Annotated in this window: 19 protein-coding genes and 1 tRNA gene; 8 read left to right on the forward strand and 12 right to left on the reverse strand. The window is 67.0% G+C overall.

Annotated elements, in window-relative coordinates; all coding sequences use genetic code 11:
- Positions 1–59 precede the first annotated feature (59 nt).
- A complete protein-coding gene (locus tag AC5P8U_RS07260) occupies positions 60–3,179 on the reverse strand; it encodes a discoidin domain-containing protein (RefSeq protein ID WP_447897151.1) in 3,120 nt (1,039 codons plus the stop codon).
- Positions 3,180–3,694: 515 nt separating this feature from the next.
- On the opposite strand from AC5P8U_RS07260, the gene AC5P8U_RS07265 reads away from it, so the two are divergent.
- Complete coding sequence (locus tag AC5P8U_RS07265; RefSeq protein ID WP_111007959.1) at positions 3,695–4,192, forward strand: helix-turn-helix transcriptional regulator; 498 nt, start codon at positions 3,695–3,697, stop codon at positions 4,190–4,192.
- Positions 4,193–4,219: 27 nt separating this feature from the next.
- On the opposite strand, the gene AC5P8U_RS07270 is transcribed toward AC5P8U_RS07265, so the two are convergent.
- On the reverse strand, positions 4,220–5,296 hold the full coding sequence (locus AC5P8U_RS07270; protein WP_188241288.1) for an MBL fold metallo-hydrolase: 1,077 nt from the start codon (positions 5,294–5,296) through the stop codon (positions 4,220–4,222).
- A gap of 104 nt (positions 5,297–5,400) precedes the next feature.
- Here AC5P8U_RS07270 and AC5P8U_RS07275 point away from each other — a divergent pair, with 104 nt between their 5' ends.
- Positions 5,401–6,012 carry a TetR/AcrR family transcriptional regulator gene (locus AC5P8U_RS07275; RefSeq protein ID WP_447897150.1) on the forward strand — a complete coding sequence of 204 codons (612 nt, stop codon included), beginning with the start codon at positions 5,401–5,403 and terminating at the stop codon, positions 6,010–6,012.
- Here the strand turns inward: AC5P8U_RS07275 and AC5P8U_RS07280 are convergent.
- Both AC5P8U_RS07280 and AC5P8U_RS07285 read right to left on the reverse strand, forming a co-directional pair.
- The gene (locus AC5P8U_RS07280; protein ID WP_188241289.1) at positions 6,009–7,955 is read right to left on the reverse strand and encodes an EAL domain-containing protein; all 1,947 of its coding nucleotides are present in this window, start codon (positions 7,953–7,955) and stop codon (positions 6,009–6,011) included. The genes AC5P8U_RS07275 and AC5P8U_RS07280 overlap by 4 nt on opposite strands.
- 96 nt (positions 7,956–8,051) lie before the next feature.
- Entirely contained in the window at positions 8,052–8,768 is a 717-nt protein-coding gene (locus tag AC5P8U_RS07285) for an SDR family NAD(P)-dependent oxidoreductase (protein WP_072168936.1), read from the reverse strand.
- Positions 8,769–9,017: 249 nt separating this feature from the next.
- Between AC5P8U_RS07285 and AC5P8U_RS07290 the strand changes: the two genes are divergently transcribed.
- Entirely contained in the window at positions 9,018–9,821 is an 804-nt protein-coding gene (locus AC5P8U_RS07290; protein WP_447897149.1) for an APH(3')-II family aminoglycoside O-phosphotransferase, read from the forward strand.
- On the opposite strand, the gene AC5P8U_RS07295 is transcribed toward AC5P8U_RS07290, so the two are convergent.
- Positions 9,794–10,219 carry a DoxX family protein gene (locus AC5P8U_RS07295; protein ID WP_072168934.1) on the reverse strand — a complete coding sequence of 142 codons (426 nt, stop codon included), beginning with the start codon at positions 10,217–10,219 and terminating at the stop codon, positions 9,794–9,796. The genes AC5P8U_RS07290 and AC5P8U_RS07295 overlap by 28 nt on opposite strands.
- Positions 10,220–10,363: 144 nt before the next feature.
- Between AC5P8U_RS07295 and AC5P8U_RS07300 the strand changes: the two genes are divergently transcribed.
- The 3 genes from AC5P8U_RS07300 to AC5P8U_RS07310 all read left to right on the forward strand — a co-directional run bounded on the left by AC5P8U_RS07300 (position 10,364) and on the right by AC5P8U_RS07310 (position 13,092).
- On the forward strand, positions 10,364–10,954 hold the full coding sequence (locus tag AC5P8U_RS07300) for a TetR/AcrR family transcriptional regulator (protein WP_072168972.1): 591 nt from the start codon (positions 10,364–10,366) through the stop codon (positions 10,952–10,954).
- Positions 10,951–11,985 carry a heparan-alpha-glucosaminide N-acetyltransferase domain-containing protein gene (locus tag AC5P8U_RS07305; protein WP_447897148.1) on the forward strand — a complete coding sequence of 345 codons (1,035 nt, stop codon included), beginning with the start codon at positions 10,951–10,953 and terminating at the stop codon, positions 11,983–11,985. The genes AC5P8U_RS07300 and AC5P8U_RS07305 overlap by 4 nt, the downstream gene beginning before the upstream one ends.
- Before the next feature lie 99 nt (positions 11,986–12,084).
- Entirely contained in the window at positions 12,085–13,092 is a 1,008-nt protein-coding gene (locus AC5P8U_RS07310) for a phosphotransferase (RefSeq protein WP_447897147.1), read from the forward strand.
- 141 nt (positions 13,093–13,233) lie between these two features.
- Here the strand turns inward: AC5P8U_RS07310 and AC5P8U_RS07315 are convergent, their stop codons facing one another.
- The 7 genes from AC5P8U_RS07315 to amaB all read right to left on the reverse strand — a co-directional run bounded on the left by AC5P8U_RS07315 (position 13,234) and on the right by amaB (position 19,876).
- Positions 13,234–14,121: a DMT family transporter gene (locus tag AC5P8U_RS07315; protein WP_005416295.1), complete on the reverse strand. Its 888-nt coding sequence runs from the start codon at positions 14,119–14,121 to the stop codon at positions 13,234–13,236.
- Positions 14,122–14,150: 29 nt separating this feature from the next.
- On the reverse strand, positions 14,151–15,212 hold the full coding sequence (murB, locus tag AC5P8U_RS07320; protein WP_072168930.1) for a UDP-N-acetylmuramate dehydrogenase: 1,062 nt from the start codon (positions 15,210–15,212) through the stop codon (positions 14,151–14,153).
- An 8-nt stretch (positions 15,213–15,220) separates the two neighbouring features.
- Positions 15,221–16,276: a quinone-dependent dihydroorotate dehydrogenase gene (locus tag AC5P8U_RS07325; protein WP_061477858.1), complete on the reverse strand. Its 1,056-nt coding sequence runs from the start codon at positions 16,274–16,276 to the stop codon at positions 15,221–15,223.
- 8 nt (positions 16,277–16,284) lie between these two features.
- Positions 16,285–17,055, reverse strand: coding sequence for a class I SAM-dependent methyltransferase (locus AC5P8U_RS07330; protein WP_065197022.1), 771 nt, complete (start codon positions 17,053–17,055; stop codon positions 16,285–16,287).
- Between the two features lie 4 nt (positions 17,056–17,059).
- On the reverse strand, positions 17,060–17,344 hold the full coding sequence (locus tag AC5P8U_RS07335) for a DUF4190 domain-containing protein (RefSeq protein ID WP_005413144.1): 285 nt from the start codon (positions 17,342–17,344) through the stop codon (positions 17,060–17,062).
- Positions 17,345–17,504: 160 nt separating this feature from the next.
- Entirely contained in the window at positions 17,505–18,344 is an 840-nt protein-coding gene (locus AC5P8U_RS07340) for an SDR family NAD(P)-dependent oxidoreductase (RefSeq protein WP_072168929.1), read from the reverse strand.
- Positions 18,344–19,876: an L-piperidine-6-carboxylate dehydrogenase gene (gene amaB / locus AC5P8U_RS07345; protein ID WP_447897146.1), complete on the reverse strand. Its 1,533-nt coding sequence runs from the start codon at positions 19,874–19,876 to the stop codon at positions 18,344–18,346. The genes AC5P8U_RS07340 and amaB overlap by 1 nt, the downstream gene beginning before the upstream one ends.
- Before the next feature lie 183 nt (positions 19,877–20,059).
- Here amaB and AC5P8U_RS07350 point away from each other — a divergent pair.
- A tRNA-Arg gene (locus AC5P8U_RS07350) sits at positions 20,060–20,136 on the forward strand.
- A 78-nt stretch (positions 20,137–20,214) separates the two neighbouring features.
- The gene (locus AC5P8U_RS07355; RefSeq protein WP_088497306.1) at positions 20,215–20,679 is read left to right on the forward strand and encodes a GNAT family N-acetyltransferase; all 465 of its coding nucleotides are present in this window, start codon (positions 20,215–20,217) and stop codon (positions 20,677–20,679) included.
- Positions 20,680–20,691 lie beyond the last annotated feature (12 nt).

The following is a 20,691-nucleotide window of genomic DNA, read 5'->3' on the forward strand; positions in this document are numbered from 1 at the left end:
CACCGGGCGTGGCCCGGCGCTACCGCTGCTTCTGTAGAGCCGAGCCATGCTCGGCTGCTCTACCAACGCGCCTCCAGCGTTCTGAATGGTCTTGCCAGGCGCACGCCCTCTGCATCGAACGCGGTAACGTCGCGCCCATCCACACGCACGGTCTTCGGCATCGTCCGCGCCGGCCACCAGACCTTCACCGCCGTCCCACTGCGCAGGCCATTGCCCAGCGTGATCGATAGCGTGCCGTCGCGTTGCCGTGCCTGCATCTGCAACGTGCCATACGCGGTGGGCAGGCCTTCCACGGCCAATCCATCGCCCGCCACCCACGATGGCGGCGTGCCCGGCAGCAGCGAGAGCGCATCATCGTCTTCGCGCATCAGCATGCCGAACAGCGTGCGGCCGTATTCGGCACCGATCCAGGTGTGCGGCATGTCGCCCAGGTAGCGAGGAAAGCGCAGGCGTGAGTGCACGACCTCGGCCAGCACCTGCCACTGAAGCGGGCGCCGGTCATGCAGCAGCCCCTGCAGCAGCTCATCGGCGACCTGCGGCTGGCCCAGGTGCACATAGCTCAGCACGTTGCGGATCTCGTACGGGGTGTAGGCGTACAGCGCACCGGGCTGGCTGCGCTTGCGCACATCGTCCAGATAGCGCGCGAAGGTGGTCCGCAGCGCCTCGGCGGGCAACACGCTCTGTGCGCCGGTCGGGTCCAGTGCGATCGAAACGCCGGTGGGATCGCCATCGCCCAGGTCGGCCGAGGAGGGAATGAAGTCGATGCCCTTCCATGCCATCGTCGCCCGGATCGAGGCATGCAGTGCGGCGTAGAGCAGCTTGTATTGTTCGCGCGCCCAGGCTGCGGTCTGGTGGTCGCCGAGCGATTCGGCCAGCCAGGCGCCGTCGTGCCAGCCCTTCAGCCCCCAGTAGTCATCCCAATAGCTGTGGGTGGGCGAGGGGTAGCCCTCATGGCTGATCGACGGCGCAAGAATGCCCGCGAACCGTTCCGGCGAAGGCTGGTCGGCCTTGTAACCGGGCACCAGCGTGCGCTCGCGCAGCTCCTGCAGGAAGCGCAGCGCGGCCTTCACCTTCGGCAGGTAGTCACGCACCGACTCGGGTCCGCCGTCCAGGCGCGCGACATCGGCCACCAGCGCGACGTACTGGCCCTGACTGTCGTACTCGATGTCCGATCCAAAGCCGGTGTTGACGCTGCCATCGTCGTTGAGGATCGGTGAGACCAGGCCGTTGGCATGCACGCCGTGTTCGCTGTACCAGGCCAGGTAGTCGCGCGCCACGCGGGCTTCGCCCATCCGCAGCAGCACCGCCGAGGTGGCCATGCCGTCGCGGATGAAGGAACGGTTGTAGTTGCGCGGGCCGGGCTGCATGGCTGGACCGGTCTGGTTGATCAGCATGTAGGCGGCCTGCGCGCGCAGCATGTCCACCAGCGACGGATCGGGCAGGCGCAGGCCGACCTGGCCCAGCCGTGCCTGCCAGTCCGCAGACGCCTGCGTGGCCAGTAAATCAAACGCCGCATTGGCATCGCGGGGCAGCGTGGCCAGATCCAGCGCTGGCGCTTCGGGCAGCACGCCATTGGCATCGGCGGCGGCGGTGCCCAACGGGAACGCGACCACGATGGCATCGCTGCTTCCCGGCGCCAACGAGACGCGGTAGTTCAACGCAGCCGAGGCAAGCCCCTGGTCATCACGCGCCTGTTGCGTGGAAGGCAGCTGGCCGGCAGCGAGGCTTGCGGTGATCTCCGTTGCGCCATCCTTGCCGAATGGCGCCGCGCCGGATGCGGTCACTGGAGTAAGCGACTGCAGCAGCGTGCGGCCATTGATACGCAGGGCCTGCCCATCGATGGTCACCTCGCGGATCGGGGACAGCCCGCCGTTCTGCCATGGCGGATTCATCTGCATCGGGCGCACCACGAGGGTGAGCGTGCCTTCGATCTTCGTGCTTCCCGTGTTCTGCAGCCGATGCCGCAGGAAGGTCACCGGCTGGCCATCGCGCTCAATGGCGAACACTTCACTGCGCAGCTGCAGGCCGGGTTGCGGTGACCAGGTGGCGGAGGGCATCGGCTTCCAGCCGTCGCGCAGGGCATGCTGCATGGCCTGCCCGGCGGCGCCGGCGGTTTGGCCATCGGCATTGCGCCAGATGGGCTGCACCAGCGGTGCGCCCTTGAAGGCTTCCAGGTTGCCGTACTCATCGAAGATCGACTTCTGTCGTCCTGCATGCACACCCACGGCCGTCCAGTAGGTCTGCTGCATCTGCAGCGAGGCCGGGAACAATGCGCGCTGGGCGCCGCTGGCGACGATCTGATACTGCTTCATCGGCGTCATCACGGCTTTCGGACCGAGCAGGCGCAGGCGTGCGATCTGCGGCGCAGCGCCGTCCACGCTCAGGCGGAAAGCACGCAATGGTTGTGCTGCAGTGGCGGCCAGCCAGCTTTGACGGTGACTGGCCGCCTGTGCATCGTGTGCGAGGTCCTGCCAACGGCCCCGTGCATCCTGCGCCTGTAGTCGGGCAGCGCCTCGTGCGCCATCGGCCCAGTCGACCACCAGGCCAGCCGTTGATTGGGCCTGCGGCAGCGTGATCTCGAACGTATGGGATCCATTTGCCCCGGCCGGCATCGCGACGGTGCCGCCGCCTTGCCAGAGCGCCGCCGCCTGCGCTGCATCGATACCGCTGACGCGTGCGCTGAGCGTGCTGTCCAGCGGCTCCATCTCGAAGATCGACACGCCCCAATCGGAAGTGCGCTGCGGGCTGGCCAGCCGCAGGTAGCGCGCCTGCCGTGGCGCGAAGTACAGCGTTTCCACGTCGCCAAGCGAATCGGCCATCGTGTACGCGGTTTGCCACTGCCTGCCGTCCAGTGAGGTCTGCAGCGAATAGCCTTCCGGATTGGAGACATCCCAGGTGAGGCGCGCGCCGGCCAGCATTGCAGGCGCGCCGAGATCGATCTGGAACCAGTGGCCCGGACTGAATGCACCGCCGGTAACGGTCTTCGGGTTGCCGTCGATCAGGTGGCTGATCGCCATCGCCGGCACCTGCTGCGAGGAACTGCTGGCCTGCCATTGGCTGCGCGGGGGGAGGGTCTGTGCCTGTGCGCTGGAGGCCAGGGCGGCCAACAGCAGGGCAGCGGCAGGGCGCAACGGGAAAGGCGGTGTGGAGACCTTGGAGCGTTCGGCGCGCAACGTCATTACGGACAGCCTCGCAGGTTCGGCCGGAATCGGGCGAGCGCTACGCTAGCAAGGGATGTAACCGGTTACATGACGCACTGCAGCGCCGCTGGACGCTGCCGCTGCCATCACGGGAGGGCTGACGGATGTGGCTCTGGACGTGTAGCGCGAATTGGCTAGGGTCACGTCGAAAGTCCTTTTAAGTGGGTTGTCATTTGACAACCAATGTGAACCGTGTGCAGACTATGGAGAACAAGGAAGGTCTCGAGCGCGTCATCCAGACAAGGACATCGAAGCGGCGTTGCAGTTCGCGGAGGATCGTGGGTGGAGGCTCCGTATGGCGGGCGGCCATGCGTGGGGCCGGATGTATTGCCCTTGCAACGACACCGATTGCCGATGCGGGGAGTTCTGCATCGTGAGCATCTGGAGCACACCGCGTAGCGGCAGCCATCATGCAAGAGCCTTGCGGCGTGTGGTCGAGAACTGCAGTCGTGAGCAATGAGATCACGCTTCGTCAGAAGCGAAGGGGGTCAATCATGGAATTCAACTTCACCCTGAAGTACCGCTTGCCGGACGCAGGTATTGAAATCGGCGTCCTCGAGCAGCGCCTGGCCGAAGGCGGCTGTGACGACGCGCTTGTGGGCCTTGGGCTGCCGGGACGGCTGGCCTTGGCGTTCTGCCGCGAGGCAGATAGCGCAGGGGCTGCCCTGCGTTCGGCGCTGGACGATGTGCAGCGGGCCGTGCCCGGTGCCGAACTGGTTGAAGTGAGCCCCGATCTGGTTGGGCTCACTGACGTCGCAGACCTGCTCGGAATGTCGCGCCAGAACATGCGGAAGCTCATGCTGGCCAACCCGCAGTCGTTTCCGTCCCCCGTGCATGACGGCTCGACCTCGATCTGGCATCTCGTCGACATTCTCGGTTGGCTGCGAGCGCGCGGCAGCGGCAAAGTTACGACGGAAATGACCGAGCTCGCCGCCGCTGCGCTACAGATCAATCTGGCCAGGGAAGGGCGCAGGCTTCACCCGAAGACGTAGCGGCGGCCAGAATCGGAGCCGACCGCATTACAGCTCCACCGTCTCCCACCAGCGCGTACCCGCCTGCGGCGCCTGCATGTCCAGTGCTTCGCCCATCATCGGCGTAGCCACTGGAACATTGTTTGCAGCGGCCAGCGCCGTGATGCGCTCGAACGGCTGCTGCCATGCATGCAGGGCCAGATCGAAGGTGCCGTTGTGGATCGGCAGCAGCCACTTGCCGCGCAGGTCCAGGTGCGCCTGCAGCGTCTGTTCCGGTTGCATGTGCACGAATGCCCAGCGCGGGTCATAGGCGCCGGTCTCGATCATGGTCAGGTCGAACGAACCGTATTTCTCGCCGATGGCCTTGAAGCCGTCGAAGTAGCCGGTGTCGCCGCTGAAGAAAATGCGGAAGTCACCGTCCTGGATCACCCATGAAGCCCACAGGCTGCGGTCGCTGTCACCCAGCCCGCGGCCGGAGAAGTGCTGGCCCGGGGTCGCGGTCAGGCGCAGGCCGTTGGCTTCGGTGGATTGCCACCAGTCCAGCTGCTCGACCTTGCGCGCATCCACCCCCCACGCGACCAGCTGGTCGCCGACGCCGAGCGGTGCAATGAAGCGCGCGGTCTTGCCGGCCAGCTGCATGACCGCGGCATGGTCCAGGTGGTCATAGTGGTTGTGCGAGAGGATCACACCGGCGATCGGCGGCAGCGCGTCGATGCTGATCGGCGGTGCATGGAAGCGTGCCGGCCCCATCCACTGCACCGGCGAGGCGCGCTCGGAGAACACTGGATCGGTCAGCCAGTACTGACCACGCAGCTTCAGCAGGATCGTGGAGTGCCCCAGCCGGAACAGGCTGCGATCTGGTGCGGCGTCCAGCGCGGCGCGGTCCAGCGGCTTCACCGGAATCGGGTGCGCGGGCACGGTGCCCTTGGGCTTGTTGAACAGGAACGTCCACCAGATCTCCGCGCCGTCGCGCAGGCCCATCGCCGGACGGGGCAGGGCATTGCGGAACTTGCCATCACGGTACTGCGGCGAATCGGGGAAGTCGGGAAGGGACCAGGACTTGCAGAAGGTGTAGGTGGTCACGGCGAGGATTCCGAGCAGTAGGACAAGGAGCAGGCGCTTCATGGGCGACGTCCGCTGAGTACACTGCACAGTGTAGTTTCGTGTTTTTCAAAAGTACACTGTCGAGTGTAAAATGGAGGCATCCGTTCAGTTATCCGGTTTCCGCCATGTCCCGTGCCCCGCAACGCCTGACCGACCGCAAACGTGACGCCATCGTGCGCGCGGCGGTGGAGGAGTTCCGTGCATCGGGCTACGAGGCGACCAGCATGGACCGCATCGCCGAGGCGGCGGGGGTCTCCAAGCGCACCGTCTACAACCATTTCCCGAGCAAGGAAGCACTGTTCTCGATGATCCTGGAGGAGCTGTGGGAGCGCAGCGTGGCCAGCGACGCACTGCCATACCGCGCCGACCAGCCGCTGCAGACGCAGCTGCTGCAGTTGATGGGCCAGAAGCTGGACCTGCTCAGCGATGGGAATTTCATCGATCTGGCGCGGGTCGCGATGGCCGAGATCATCCATTCACCGGAGCGCGCGCAGGCCATCGTCTGCCGCATGGGCGAGAAGGAAAGCGGCGAGAGTGCCTGGATCCGCGCAGCAATTGCCGATGGCCGCCTGCGCGAGGTGGATCCGGACTTTGCCGGCGCCCAGTTGCATGGGCTGGTGAAGAGCTTCGCGTTCTGGCCGCAGGTCACGATGGGGCAGCCACCGTTGACCGCGCAGGAACGTGCGCGCGTGGCCGAATCGGCGGTGGCGATGTTCCTGGGGTTCTACGCGGTCTAGCCGGCTGCGAAGCGACGGAACTCGTCGGCCGGTAGCGCCGCCGAGTACAGGTAGCCCTGGCCGACATCCACCCCGAGTGCGCGCAGCTTCTGTTCCTGGGCCAGGGTCTCGGTACCCTCGGCCACCACGATCGCGCCGCAGCGGTGCGCGACCTCGACGATGAAGCGCACGATCGACTGCGACTTGGCGTCGGACAGCGTGGCGATCAGCGCCTGCTCGATCTTGACCTCGGCGATGGCCAGCTGCGAAAGCAGGATCAGGGTTGAATAGCCGGCGCCGAAATCATCCAGCGACAGGGTGACCCCGGCTGCCAGCAGCTGTGCGATGTTGGCATCGACCACGTCGCGCTCGACGATTTCGGTCCATTCGACGATCTCCAGGCGCAGCATCGCACCGGGGATGTCATGCAGCTGAAGCAGCTCCTGCAGGCGCAGGCCGAAGTCGGGCAGGCGCAGCGATTCGGCTGAAACATTGACTGCAATGGTCAGCGCCGCGCCGTCCCGCCGGCAGTGCTGCAGGAAGTGCACCGCCGACCGCAGCGTGGCCCATTCCAGGTCTGCCAGCCGCCCCTGGCGGCGCAGCAGCGAGATCACCCGCATCGGGGCAATCGGCCGGCCTTCGCCGTCGCGCATGCGCAGCAGTGCTTCGGCGCCGACCAGTTGGCGATCCTGCAGGCGATGCTTGGGCTGGTAGCACAGCGGCGCATTGCCCTGCTGCAGCCAGTGCTCAAGGGCAACCTCGATCAGGGCGTCGATCTCGCTGTCGCGCTGGATCGGGTCATCGAAGAACACCACGCCCGACTCGATCGCGCTCAGTGCCACGGTGATGGCGCGGAACGGAAGATGTCCTTCATCGGCATCAGCAGGGGGCTTCAATTCAACCACTGCACAGCGGAACAGCGGCCGGAAGCCCGGCCAATCGCGGCCGACCCGATCGGCCAGGTTGCTGGCCAGCTCAGTGATCTGCGGTTGCGTGCGCAGTGTGGACAAGGTCAGGCCGCGCACCAGGATCGCCAGCGCGGCATCGCCGAACTGGTAGATCTCCAGCTGCGCAGCCGGCAGCGACGGCAGCAACCGATGCACTTCCTCGGTGCTGTCGCGCTGCCACAGGCCGTTGTCCTGCAACGGCCCGTAGCGCAGGCGCAGATCGCGCAGGTTGCCCATCTCGGCCACGATCAGGCAGGCCTTGCCGGTGCCGTCGTTATCCCGCCAGTACTGTTGCAGGCGTTCACCGAGCGCACGCATGTTGGGCAGCCCGCTGATCGGATCGATGCGGAGCCAGGCCTGTTCGCGCTGGCGTTGCGCATCGATCTGGGCATCGTTGTAGACCAGCGCGAACACGGCGCCGAGCACGAGCAGCGAGACCGGCAGTGCCAGCGCGCGCTGGATCGCCAGCTCGGCCACCGGCAGTTGATCGGCGCCAATGATCGCCACACCCAGCGCCAAACCCAGAGCGGTTACCCCGATGCGCACGGACCATGCCTGCAGGATCATGCGCGGCGAGAGCTCGTTGAGCATGCGCGGGTACAGGTGCCTGCGCAGCCAGACGCCCGCCACCATCTGCAACACGGCCTCAAGGCTGGCAGGCAGGAAGAACGGGATACCGACGAACTGGTAGCGGGCCAGCAGGGCGGCAGCCAGGCAGGCCAAGCCGCCGCGCCAGCCGCCCAGCAGGCCACTGACCAGCAGGATGTCGAAGCCCAGGTGCAGTTTGACGACACCCTGGGAATAACGGGCCACGAACCAGGAATTGAACAGGTAGATCAGGCCCAGCGCTACGCCGACATACAGGCGACGGCCTTCTATGGCGTGCCCGGCGCGACGGGTGGCGATCAGCAGCACGCCGATCATGCCGATCACTGCCGTGGCCTGCAGCAGATACAGCGGCAGGCTGGGCAGGGCGCTGTCCAGGACCTGGGCCGAGACCCGTGAAAGCGCATCCATAGCAGGTTCCCGCCTGTGACCGACGGCCAGTGACGAGCAGGGTAAACCACGACCGCGCGCGCGGCCACTGAGGGTGCTCTGCCGCGGCCGGCAAGGTCAGTAGCGCGGGTCGGCGATGGCGGGCAGCACCAGTTCGCGCACGAAGCCGGAGGATGACAGCTGCAACAGGGCGCTTACCATGGCCACGACATCGTGGACCGGCACCTGCTCACCGTCGCCGCGCGCTGCGGCCTCGGCCACCGGCACCGACAAGGCGTCGTCGGTGTTGAGGTAGCCCAACTGCAGGCTGGTCACCGCCAGCCGGCGATCGCGGAAGCCTTCGCGCAGCGCATCGGCGATGCCGTTGAGGGCGAACTTCGAGGCGCCGAACGCCACTTCCGGGCGGCCACTGCGAGGCAGGGCCGAGGTCGAACCGGTCAGCACCAGCTGCGGGCGCGCTGCGCCCAGTACGCGGGGCAGCAGGCGTTGCAGCAGTAAAAGGGTCGCGGTGATGTTGACGTCGACCAGCTTCGTGAGTGCAGCATCGCTTTCATCGAGGAAGGCGTACTCGTCGCTGAAGGCCTTGTCTTCCCAGATACCCAGGTTGTGGATCAGCACATCGATATCGGCCGGTGCCTGCGCTGCGATGTGGTCGGCAGCCACGGTCGGCCGGGACAGGTCTGCTTCGATCCATTGCAGGGTGACGCCGTCAGCGCAGGCGATGCCGCACGGGCGGTTGCGCGAGACACCAATCACAGTGTCACCCCTAGCACAGAGGCCTTCCACGAACGCGCGTCCCAGGCCCTTGCTGGCGCCGATGACCATCAATTTCATGTTGCTTCCTCGTTGTACTGCGGCAGCCACGATCGGCTGCCAGAACGGTGCCCCACTTGGCGAACGCGCGCAGGCCGCCGCGTTCGGCGGTAAGGGTCGAGGCCGTGTCGTCGAACTGGCACCGGCACCGTGGCAGCAGCCGTCGCTGCTGCAGGCGCTGGGGCGTAGTGGCTGCCGGCCGCCCGCGGGTCGATGTGCGCCAGGATGAGCGAGAATGCACAGGGTCACCGGCAACAGGAATCTCCTGGCATGGACGAGCACAACGCCACCCCTGATGGCATGCCGCTGCCGTTGGCGTGGCAGAAGGCGTTGGCCGATGCGCGCATCGAGCGGCAGTCGATGGGTGTCTCGCGGGCCGACGTTGCCCGCGTGCTGCGGCCGGGCCGCCCCGATGCCTTCCTCAAGTCGGAACTGATCGACGCCTTCAGTGAGCTGGGCGATGAGATCGCGCGCCTGCGCTGGTTGCAGGCACAGGGACAACCGGCGCCAACGGTGATTGCCACGGCCGAAGAAGCGGGCCGGCACTGGTTGCTGATGAGCGCGCTGCCTGGCCGCGATCTGGCTTCGTCGCCGGAACTCGCGCCGCAGCAACGGGTGGAGATACTGGCCGACGCGCTGCGCGGGCTGCATGCGTTGCCGGTAGCAGCCTGTCCGTTCGATCAGCGGCTGGCCTCGCGCCTGCCGGCCGCGCAGGCACGGGTCGAGGCGGGGCGCGTGGATGCCGATGACTTCGATGACGAACGCCTGGGACAGAGTCCACAGCAGGTCTTCGCCCAACTGTGCAGCACCCGTCCCGATCATGAAGATCTGGTGGTCAGTCATGGCGATGCCTGCCTTCCGAATCTGATGGTGTCCGAGGGGCGTTTCAGCGGGTTCATCGACTGTGGGCGGCTGGGCGTGGCCGACCGTTACCAGGACCTGGCGCTGGCCGCGCGCAGCCTGGTCCACAACTTCGGAGATACGCGTTGGGTCACGCCGTTGTTCCAATGCTACGGCGCTGTGGCCGACGAGCGCCGGTTGGCGTTCTACCGGCTGCTCGACGAGTTCTTCTGAGCCCGCGCGCGGCTGGCGATGGCCGCGCAGATCAGGCCACCGACCACGCTCAGGTGTTCCAGTGCGAAGAACAGGGCCAGCTGCTGTTCCGCGCCGTGCTTGGTCCAGAAGGCATGCACGATGGCAATGGTCAGCAGCATGAATACCGCCAGCGCGCCGCTGCCCAGCCAGAGCAGGCGATCAAGCAGCAGGCACAGTGAGCCACCCAGCAGCACCACGGCGCTGGCGAGGTTGAACAGCACAGGCGGTTGCAGCCCGGCCGCCTGCATTTCGGCCACGCTGTTGTCCCACGCCAGCAGCTTGGCCAGACCCGATGACAGGAACACCACCGCCAGCAGCAGTCGGGCCAGGAACCACAGCAGGCGGCTGTCGAGCAGGGCGGTGATCATCCGTGGCATGAAGTCTCTCCGGGTTGGGCTTGGAACGGGCCACGCAGCATCGGGCCTCAACCGCAGTTGAGGTCAAGGGCCGGCTGAACGGAACTCGCTGATGAACGGGTTGCCATCTTCAAGTTGGACGAACGTTCGTTCACTATTGGCGCCATGAACCGAGCCGACCGCAACGCGCAACGCATCGAGCAGATCCTGCAGGCCGCCCTGCAGTGCTTCCTCGCCAAGGGATTCCACCAGACCAGCATGCGTGACATCGCGCAGGCGGCCGGCGTCAGCCTGGGCAATCTCTACAATCACTTCCCCGGCAAGGAAGCGATCATCCTTGCAGTGGCCGTGGCCGAGGGCGAAGAAGTGGCGCCGTTGCTGCAGCGACTGGCCGCGGCCGACGGTGATCGCACGCAGGTGCTGGCGTTCCTGCAGGACTTCCACGCACTGTGCAGCCAGCCGGAATGGGCGACGCTCGCCGTCGAAGTGCTGGCCGAGAGCGCACGCAATCGGGCCGTGGCCGAGGCATTTGCGGCCAATCGCAGGCAATTGCAGGCTGTGCTGGCCGAAGCCCTGCAGCAGGTGGCACAGCGTGAACGTCGGCGTCCCGTACTGGCCCCGGCACTGCAGGCGCAGGTGCTGCTGGATGCCATCGAAAGCGATGCGCTGCGCCGGGGGCTGGGCGAAGCCGGTGGCACCGATGAGGCTCCGTTGGACCCAGGCCTGCTCGCGCTGCTGCTCGGTGCACGCGCATGAGCGCGGTTGAGCGGCGATTGCACGGCCTTGATCTGGCACGGTATCTGGCGCTGGCAGGCATGGTGCTGGTCAATTTCCGCCTGGCGATGGCCGTGCCGGCAGAGGGTGCGAGTTGGCTGGCCGGCTTCTTCCATCTGCTGGAAGGCAAGGCCTCTGCGACCTTCGTCACCCTGGCCGGACTTGGCCTGGTACTGGCCACGCAGCACCTTGGCTGGATACCGGCCAGCGCGCAGACCTGGCGGCGCGCGCTGTTCCTGCTGGTGCTGGGCCTGCTCAACCTGACCCTGTTCCCGGCCGACATCCTGCACTACTACGCGGTGTATTTCGCGCTGGCGGTGCTGTGGCTGCGTGCGTCGCCACGGGTGCTGCTGGCCAGCATCGCCGTCCTCGCGACCGGGTCGTTCCGGGCACTGCTGCACTGGAATTACAGCCAGGGCTGGAACTGGCAGACGCTGGAGTATGCCGGTCTCTGGCAATGGCCGGGTGCCGCGCGCAACCTGTTGTTCAACGGCTTCCATCCCTTGCTGCCCTGGATGTGCTTCTTCCTGCTGGGCATGCTGCTGGCGCGCCTGCCGTTGTCACAACCGCGGGTGCAGCGTGCGTTGCTGCTGGTGGGCCTGCTGCTGATCGGCGCAGGCCAGGCCGTGCAGCACCTTGCGCAGGGAACGCCCTGGCAGCCGTGGCTGGGAACGCAGCCGATGCCGCCGGGACCGGCCTACGTGTTGACCGGTGCGGGGGCAGCCTGCAGCGCGATTGCCGCGTGCCTCTGGATCAGCCGCCGTTATCCGGGGGATTGGCTGGAACCGCTGACTGCAGCAGGGCGAATGACCCTGACCCTCTACGTCGGCCACATCCTGCTGGGCATGGGTACGCTGGAATGGTTGGGGCTGCTCGATGGCAGCGCGTCGCTACCGACCGTGCTGCTGTGGGCGCTGTTGTTCCTGATGCTGGCCACGGGCGCAGCGTGGCTGTGGTCGTGGCGGTTCACCCGGGGGCCATTGGAAGCGGTGATGCGTCGCGTCGCCGGCTAGCACGTTGGTCGCGCAGGCACGATGTTGTGACGGACATGTCTGTGTCGTGGCGGGCACATCTGCGATAGTTGTCGCAGATAACACTTTCCGCTTGCATCCATGTCATCCGCTTCGGCGCAGCATCTCGGCGAAGTCCTCCAGCAATCCTATGGCATCACCGCGACCGCCGTGGTGCCACGCCCGGTTGGCGCCGATGCCAACGCCAGCGTGTATCGCATCGATGCACGGCGCGGGCAGTGGTGGTTGAAATGCCGCAGTTACCAGGTGGCGCCTGCCGTCTGGGACACCCTGCATTGGCTGCGCGGCACGCTGGGTATCGAGGAGATCGTTGCGCCCTGGCCGGCGTTGACCGGCGGGGCATCGGTGCAGCGCTGGGGCCTGCAGTTCACCCTGTTCCCGTATGTGGAAGGCCAGTCCGGTTTCGAGGCGGCATTGAGCCGCACGCAATGGCAACGGTTGGGCGAAGTGCTGCGGCGCCTGCACGACGCGTGCCCGCCACCGGAGCTGCAGGAGGCGCTGCCTAGCCTGCGGATGGAAACCGCAGCGCTTGATACCGTCGGGCAGTGGCTGGCCGGCGAAGGCTTGGCGGCTGCCAAGGATGGGCTGGGCCGTGCCTTCGTTTCCGTCTGGGACCAGCAGCACGCGCGCATCGCGGCGCTGCACGCGCAGGCACTGCAGCTGCACGCGGCGTTGCAGGATGTGCCGGTGCGGCTGCACCTGTGCCACACCGACCTTCATGCCGGCAATCTGCTGATGGGCAATGACGGCGGCCTGCACCTGATCGACTGGGATGGCCTGTCGCTGGCACCGCGCGAGCGCGACCTGATGTTCATCGGTGGCGCTGTCGGCGGGCGCTGGGGCCGCGAGAACCCGTTGGGATTCGAGGAAGGCTATGGCAGCGACCGCGGCGACCCTCGCTGGATCGCCTGGTACCGTCACTGGCGCATCCTGCAGGACCTGATCGAGTTCCAGCAGGTCCTGCTGGGCAGCGATGGAGAGGACCGGTCGCCGCAGCTGCGCCGGCAGTCGCTGCATTTCCTCAGCGAACAGTTCGCCCCGGGCAATGTGTTCGACGCGGCCGAGCGGGTGTATCGCGCGCTGGATTAGGTTCTGCGCCGTTGCCAGGATCGCCCGGGTAGGGGCGACTGCTGGTCGGCTATTGCGCGCAGCGGGGGATTTTCCAGCTCCGAACGGAAAGCAGCCGACTAACAGTCGACTCTACCCAGGGCTTGTCCATCGAGGCGGTTCTCATTCGGCGGGCTTCGCCGCTGACGAGGCGGCTGCGCTGGCGGCGCGGCGCGAAAGTACGGCCTCGCGGTGGGCAATGTAGGCGTTGGCGGCGAGGATGATGCCGGCGCCGATGATCGTCCAGCGGTCCACGCTTTCGTTGAACAGCAGCCAGCCGAACAGCGTCACCAGCGGCAGCTGCAGGAAGCTGATCGGGGTCAGCGCCGAGACTTCACCCAGGCGCAGCGCCCGCGTCCACAACAGCTGGCCGATGGTGCCGAGCACGCCGGTGGCCAGCAGCCACAGCCAGGCCATGCCGCTCGGCCAGACCCAGACGAACAGCGCCGGAACCAGCGACAGCGGCACCCAGAACACGTAGGTGTAGAGCACCACGGTATCGGCGCTGTCGACGCGGGTCAGCTGCTTGATCTGGATCGCCACCAGCGAACTGAGCACCGCTGCGGCCACGGCGACCAGGCTGCCCGCGGTGAAGCCGGCGGTACCGGGTCGCACGATCACCAGCACACCGATGAAGCCGACCACGACCGCGGCCCAGCGGCGCACGCGCACGGTTTCACCCAGCCACAGCACGGCGGCAATCGTGACGAACAGCGGCGTGGAGTACGACAGCGACACCGCCTGCGCCAACGGCAGGTGGCCCAGTGCCCAGAACGCGCATAGCATCGAGCCCAGGCCAATCGCACTGCGCACGAAATAGCGCGGCAGCTGTTGCGTCTTCAGCGGAGCACGGCCCGGCCGCAGCAGCATCGGCAGCAACGCCAGCAAGCCGAAGGCATTGCGGAAGAACGCCACTTCCTGGGTTGGCACGTACCGGGTGGCGTAGCGGATCGCGACCGCCATCAGGCCGAATGCCATCGTGCTGCCAAGCATCAGCAGCGCCGCCCGCATCGGGGCGCTTGGGGAAAGGGCGGGGGTGTTCACCACTGTGCGCCGAGCAGGCGGGGCTCCGGTTCGATCGGCACGCCGAACTTCTCCAGCACCGAGGCCGAAATGCGGCGCGCCAGCGCCAGCAGCTCAGCACCGCTGGCATTGCCGTGGTTGACCAGCACCAGCGCGTGGCTTGGCGCCACGCCGGCATCACCTTCGCGGAAGCCCTTCCAGCCGCAGGATTCGATCATCCAGGCAGCGGAGACCTTGCGCTTGTCGTCCTGCTCGGCCGGGAACACCGGCAGGTCGGGGAAGTGCTGCAGCAGCACGTCGACCTGTTCCAGCGGCAGTACCGGGTTCTTGAAGAAGCTGCCGGCGTTGCCCAGTACATCCGGGTCGGGCAGCTTGCGGCGGCGGATCGCGATCACGGCATTGGCCACGTCCACTGCGCTCGGCAGCTCCACGCCCTGTGCCTGCAGTTCCTCGCGGATGCCGGCGTAGTCCATGCGCAGATCATGCAGCAGTGGCAGCTTCAGTTCGATGGCGGAGATCAGATAGCGATCGGGTTGCTGCTTGAACACGCTGTCGCGGTAGGCGAAGCCACACTGTTCGTTGTCCAGCCGCACCCAGGCCTGCTCCTGGCAGTCCCACGCTTCGACCGCCTGGATGAACTCGCCGACCTGCGCGCCATAGGCACCGATGTTCTGGATCGGCGCGGCACCGGCCGTGCCGGGAATCAGGGCCAGGTTTTCGAGGCCAGACAGGCCTTCCTGCAGCGACCACATCACCAGGCCATGCCACGGCACGCCGGCACCGGCACGGATCACCGCATGGTCGGCGCGGTGTTCAAGGAAACTGATGTCACGGTTGCCGAACACCAGCACGGTGCCGGGCAGGTCCTCGGCGATCAGAACGTTGCTGCCGCTGCCCAGCACCAGCATCGGGCCGCTGGCCACCTCGGGCAAGGCCAGCACGTCCGGCAGCAGCGCGGCATCGTGCAGTTCCAGCAGCTGCGCGGCGCTGGCCTGCACATGGAAGGTATTCAGCGCCTGCAGCGGCGCATTGCGGGTGAGCGTCCAGCGCAGCGGGGCGTTGCCGTCGATGGTATCCATGGGCGCGCTCACAGCGGGGCCACCGCGCCGCGGCTCGGCGCTTCACGGCGGCGACGGATCGCCTCCACGCATTCGGAAACCAGCGCCGGTCCACGGAAGATCAGGCCGCTGTAGCACTGCACCAGTGCGGCACCGGCCGCCATCTTGGCTACCGCATCGGCGCCGGACAGGATGCCGCCGACGCCGACCAGCGGCACCGATTCGGGCAGGCGCGCGCGCAGGCGGCGCAGCACCAACGTGGACTGCTCCAGCACCGGTGCACCGGACAGGCCGCCAGCCTCATTGGCCAGCGGGTCGCCGGCCACCTTGCTGTGGTCGATGGTGGTGTTGGTGGCGATCACGCCGTCCACCTGCAGTTCGCCCAGCACGCGGGCGGCGGCGTCGATATCGCGTTCGCTGAGGTCCGGCGCCACCTTCACCAGCATCGGCACGCGTCGGCCGTGGCGGGCAGCAAGGTCTTCCTGGCGGTCGCGCAGCTGGCTGACCAGCTGGCGCAGCGCGGTCTCTTCCTGCAGCTCACGCAGGCCGGCGGTGTTGGGCGAGGAGATGTTGACGGTGATGTAATCGGCCAGCGGGTAGACCTTGTCCAGGCAGGCGATGTAATCGTCCACGGCCTGTTCGTTGGGGGTGTCCTTGTTCTTGCCGATGTTGATGCCGAGCAGGCCGCGGCGGTTGCGCGCGCGCTCGACGTTGCGCACCAGCGCGTCCACGCCCGCATTGTTGAAGCCCATGCGGTTGATGATCGCGTTGTGTTCCGGCAGGCGGAACAGGCGCGGTTGCGGATTGCCGGCCTGCGGGCGCGGGGTGATGGTGCCGATTTCGACGAAGCCGAAGCCGAGCGCGAACAGTGCATCGATGTGCTCGCCGTTCTTGTCCAGGCCGGCGGCCAGGCCGACCGGATTGGGGAAGGTCAGCCCGAACACCGTGCTGGGCATCGGCGCGATGCGTGCGGCCAGCAGCGGCGTGGTGCCGGTGCGATAGGCCAGGTCCAGTGCGGACAGGCCGAGGCCGTGGGCGCGCTCGGCGTCGAGCGAGAACAGGAAGGGGCGGGCAAGCGAATACATGCGTCGGTTCAGTCCAGCGTGCCGAGGAAGGCTCGGGTTCGATATTCAAAAGCGACCTGGCCGTCCACCGCATGGGCGGCGAACAGGTCCTGCAGAGCGTCGATCATCGCCGCGTGGCGGGGATGACCGGATTGGGGTGCGTAGGAGGAGGACAGCAGGCGCCCGCGCAGGGCGTCGAAGTCCAGATGCTGCACGTTCGGCAGCTCTACCCTGCCGCGCAGGCCGGGGCCGAACCAGGCCTGCATGGTGGCATCGTCCTGGTAGCGCTCGGCCACAGCGGTGTAGTCGGTGCCGTAGTCCAGCAGCAACTGTTCGTAGCCGATCAGGAACGGGCTGGCATCGAGCAGGCGCGAGTTCCAGTAGATCAGTGCCTGGCCACCGGGGCGCAGGATGCGCTGCCACTCGGCGCGCACCGCCACGGTGTCGAACCAATGGAAGGCCTGCGCGACGCTGACCAGATCGATGCTGGCGTCCTCCAAGCCGGTGGCCTCGGCACGGCCATCGACAGCGGAGAAGTCCGGATACTGCGGCGCCAGCCACTGTTCGGCGGCGGCGCGCATGGCAGCGTTGGGCTCGACCGCCACCAGCGGATGACCGCTGGCCAGAAACAGGCGACTGGAAATACCGGTGCCGGCGCCGATGTCGGCGACCACGGCCTCGCGGCTGACGCCCATCGGGCCATGCAGCCACTCCAACAGGGCGGGCGGATAATCGGGCCGATAGCGGACGTAGTCGGCGACGCGGCTGCTGAAGCGTTCAGTGCTGTCGGAGGCGGTCATGGCGTCAGTTCGACACTGCCGCCAGCCATGCCAGGCCGCCGAAGAACAGGATGAAGACCAGGATGGCGGCAAGCACGGCGCCGACCATGACCCAGCCCAGCACCAGGCCGGTAACGGCCAGGCCGTCGCCTTCCAGTTCATGCGGGCGGCGGCGGATCTCGGCGCGGGCCATGTGGCCGGTGATGATGGCGACGATGCTGGCCACGAAGGGCAGGACGGTCCAGCTGGCGATGCCCATGACCAGGCTGACCACGGCCAGGGCGCTTGTCTGTCGGGGTGCCACGCTCATCGGGTCCTCCTTGGCAGTGTGCACATGATAGTGCCTCTGCCCGGGCAATCCCATGGGCAGTGCCCTGTAGAGCCGAGCCCATGCTCGGCTGCCCCCTTGGGCTGATGCGGGATCGACCGCGTCTTGCGTGCAAGCCGAGCATGGGCTCGGCTTTACAAATTCAGCCCATCAACACCTGACCGCCATCCACGTTGAGCACACTGCCGGTAACCCAGCGCGCCAGTGGCGAGCACAGGAACAGGGCCGCGTCGGCTATCTCGCGCGGATGGCCGAAGCGGCCGAACGGGATCTTCGCCAGGGTGCCGTGGTACAGCGCTGGATCCTCGATGCGGCGACGGTCCCAGAGCCCGTCATCGAACTCGATCGAGCCCGGTGCGATGGCGTTGACCCGGATCCGGTCCTTGGCCAGTGCCAGCGCCTGCGAGGTGGTGTAGTGCGAAAGCGCGGCCTTGGCAGCGGCGTAGGGTGCGCCGCCGGGACGCGGCTGCTGCGCGGCAATCGACGACAGATTGAGGATGCAGGCATCGCCGGACGCACGCAGCCAGGGCAGGGCCAGGCGCGAGGCACGCACGGCCGCCATCAGGTCGATCTGCAGGCTGGCGGCCCAGCCCTCCTCATTGTCGGCCATGCCGTAGCCGGTGGCATTGTTGACGAGCACATCGATGCCGCCGAGGGCATCGGCGGCGGCCTGCAGCCAGGCCTGGATCTGGCCGGGATCGGCCAGATCGGTGGAAAACGCATGCAATGGCGTGCCCTGCGCCTGTGCATCGGCGCGCAGGGCCTCCAGGCCGGCCTGGCCGCGCGCGCAGACCGAGACCTGTGCACCGGCACCAGCAAAGGCCAGTGCCATTTCACGACCAATGCCCTTGCTGCCGCCGGCAATGAGCACGCGGCGGCCGCTGAGATCGAGGATCGGAGCCCCTGCGGGGATCCGACCCTGGGCACGGGTCAGATCCCCGGAGGGACTCTGACCCACAGACGTGTCCGCGTCGTTTGCCATCACAGGTCGAACTTGATGCCCTGCGCCAGCGGCAGCGAATCCGAATAGTTGATGGTGTTGGTCTGGCGGCGCATGTAGACCTTCCAGGCATCCGAACCGGACTCGCGGCCACCGCCGGTGTCCTTCTCGCCACCGAAGGCGCCGCCGATCTCCGCACCGGACGTGCCGATGTTGATGTTGGCGATGCCGCAGTCGCTGCCGGCGGCCGACAGGAACTTCTCGGCGGTCTTCAGGTTCTGGGTGAAGATCGAGGACGACAGGCCCTGCGGCACGCCGTTCTGCATCTCGATGGCTTCGTCGAGGGTGTCGTACGGCATCACGTACAGGATCGGTGCGAAGGTCTCGTGCTGGACCACGGCGTCGCTGTTCTTCAGGCCCGTGACGATTGCAGGCAGCACGAAGTTGCCGGCGCGGTCGATGCGGGTGCCGCCGGTCTCGATGGTGCCGCCGGCCGCCTTGGCCTGGGCGATGGCATCGAGGAACTGCTGCACGGCGCCTTCGCTGTTCAGCGGGCCCATCAGGTTGGCGGCATCGGTCGGGTCGCCGATCTTGCCTTCCACCTGCTTGTAGGCCTTGACCAGGGTGGCCAGCACGTCGGCGTAGATCGAGCGGTGCACGATCAGGCGGCGGGTGGTGGTGCAGCGCTGGCCGGCGGTACCCACGGCGCCGAACACGATGCCCGGCACCGCCAGCTTCAGGTCGGCGGTTTCGTCCAGGATGATCGCGTTGTTGCCGCCCAGTTCCAGCAGGCAGCGGCCGAGGCGGCGTGCGACCTTCTCGTTGACGGTGCGGCCGACCTGGGTCGAGCCGGTGAAGCTGATCAGCGGCACGCGGCGGTCATCGACCATCTTTTCCGACAGCGCGGTGCCGGCATCGTTGATCAGGAAGAAGATGTCCGGGAAGCCCGCTTCGCGCAGGGCATCGTTGCAGATCTTCAGCGAGGCGATGGCGGTCAGCGGCGTCTTGTTGGACGGCTTCCAGATGCACACGTCGCCACAGATCGCCGCCAGGAACGAGTTCCAGCTCCACACCGCGACCGGGAAGTTGAAGGCCGAGATGATGCCGACCAGGCCCAGCGGGTGGTATTGCTCGTACATGCGGTGGCCGGGGCGCTCGGAATGCATGGTGTAGCCGTACAGCATGCGGCTCTGGCCCACGGCGAAATCGGCGATGTCGATCATCTCCTGCACCTCGCCATCGCCTTCCGGCTTGCTCTTGCCCATTTCCAGGGCAACCAGCGAACCCAGGGCGTCCTTGTGCCTGCGCAGTGCTTCACCGCACAGGCGCACGGCTTCACCGCGGCGCGGCGCCGGCGTGGTGCGCCAGACCTTGAAGGCTTCCTGGGCGCGGGCGACGACGGTCTCGTACTCGGCCTCAGTGGTGGCGCGGACCTGCGCAATCGGCTCGCCAGTGGTCGGGTTGACTGGGGTGATCAGCTCACCGCTGGTCGCGCTCGACCACTCCCCGTTGCCCAGGTACGTGCCAGCGTTGATCGCGTCCAGGCCAAGGGACTTGAGCAGCTCGGAAGACATGCAGACTCCTGTGTTTCGTTACGTTGTTTGGCGCCATCGCGGGCAGGTGGGGGACGCGATGAACTGAATCGCCGATGGTAGCAGAGCGCCCCGACCGGCCATGGTGCAACGCGCCAGGGGAACCGGGTGGAACATGAATGCTTGGAGGGCAGGGCACGTTGCCTGTAAACTTCCCGGCTGCATGGCCCCGTAGCTCAGCTGGATAGAGCGTCCCCCTCCTAAGGGGAAGGTCGCCCGTTCGAATCGGGCCGGGGTCACCATGTTCGCGGCGCCACGTCCGCGCGCTGCCCGCGAGGTCACTCGGATATGCTGGCGCCTCACCTCGCGATCCGGCCGCCATGGACCACCGCCTGCAGCCCGTGCAACCCCACGACTACGCGCTCATCGCCGGGTGGCTGGATTCGGCCGCAGGCACGCTGCGCTGGGCTGGACCGGGCGTGCCCTATCCACTGCGACCCGAGCAGTTCGAGCAGGTATTGCAGCTGCGCGAACGCCCGGGAAGGCTGCTGCTGGCAGAAAGCGGCCAGCGCGTGGGTTTCGGCCAGGCCTGGCGCACCCAGCCGGGTACGATGCATCTGGGCCGTCTGCTGGTTGCCCCGCAGGCGCGGGGCCGCGGCCTCGGGCGGTCGTTGGTACACGCGCTGATCGAGCAGGCGTTCCAGTCTGATGCCGTTGAACGGCTGACCTTGCGGGTCTATCGGAACAATGCCGCCGCGCTTGCGTTGTACCGGACCCTCGGCTTCGAGCCGGTGGACGCTGCATCAACGCCGGCGCTGCTGTTCATGCAGCGGGCCCGGCGCTGAGCATGGCCACGC

Source organism: Stenotrophomonas sp. YJH_SMC_81 (genome assembly GCF_059370875.1).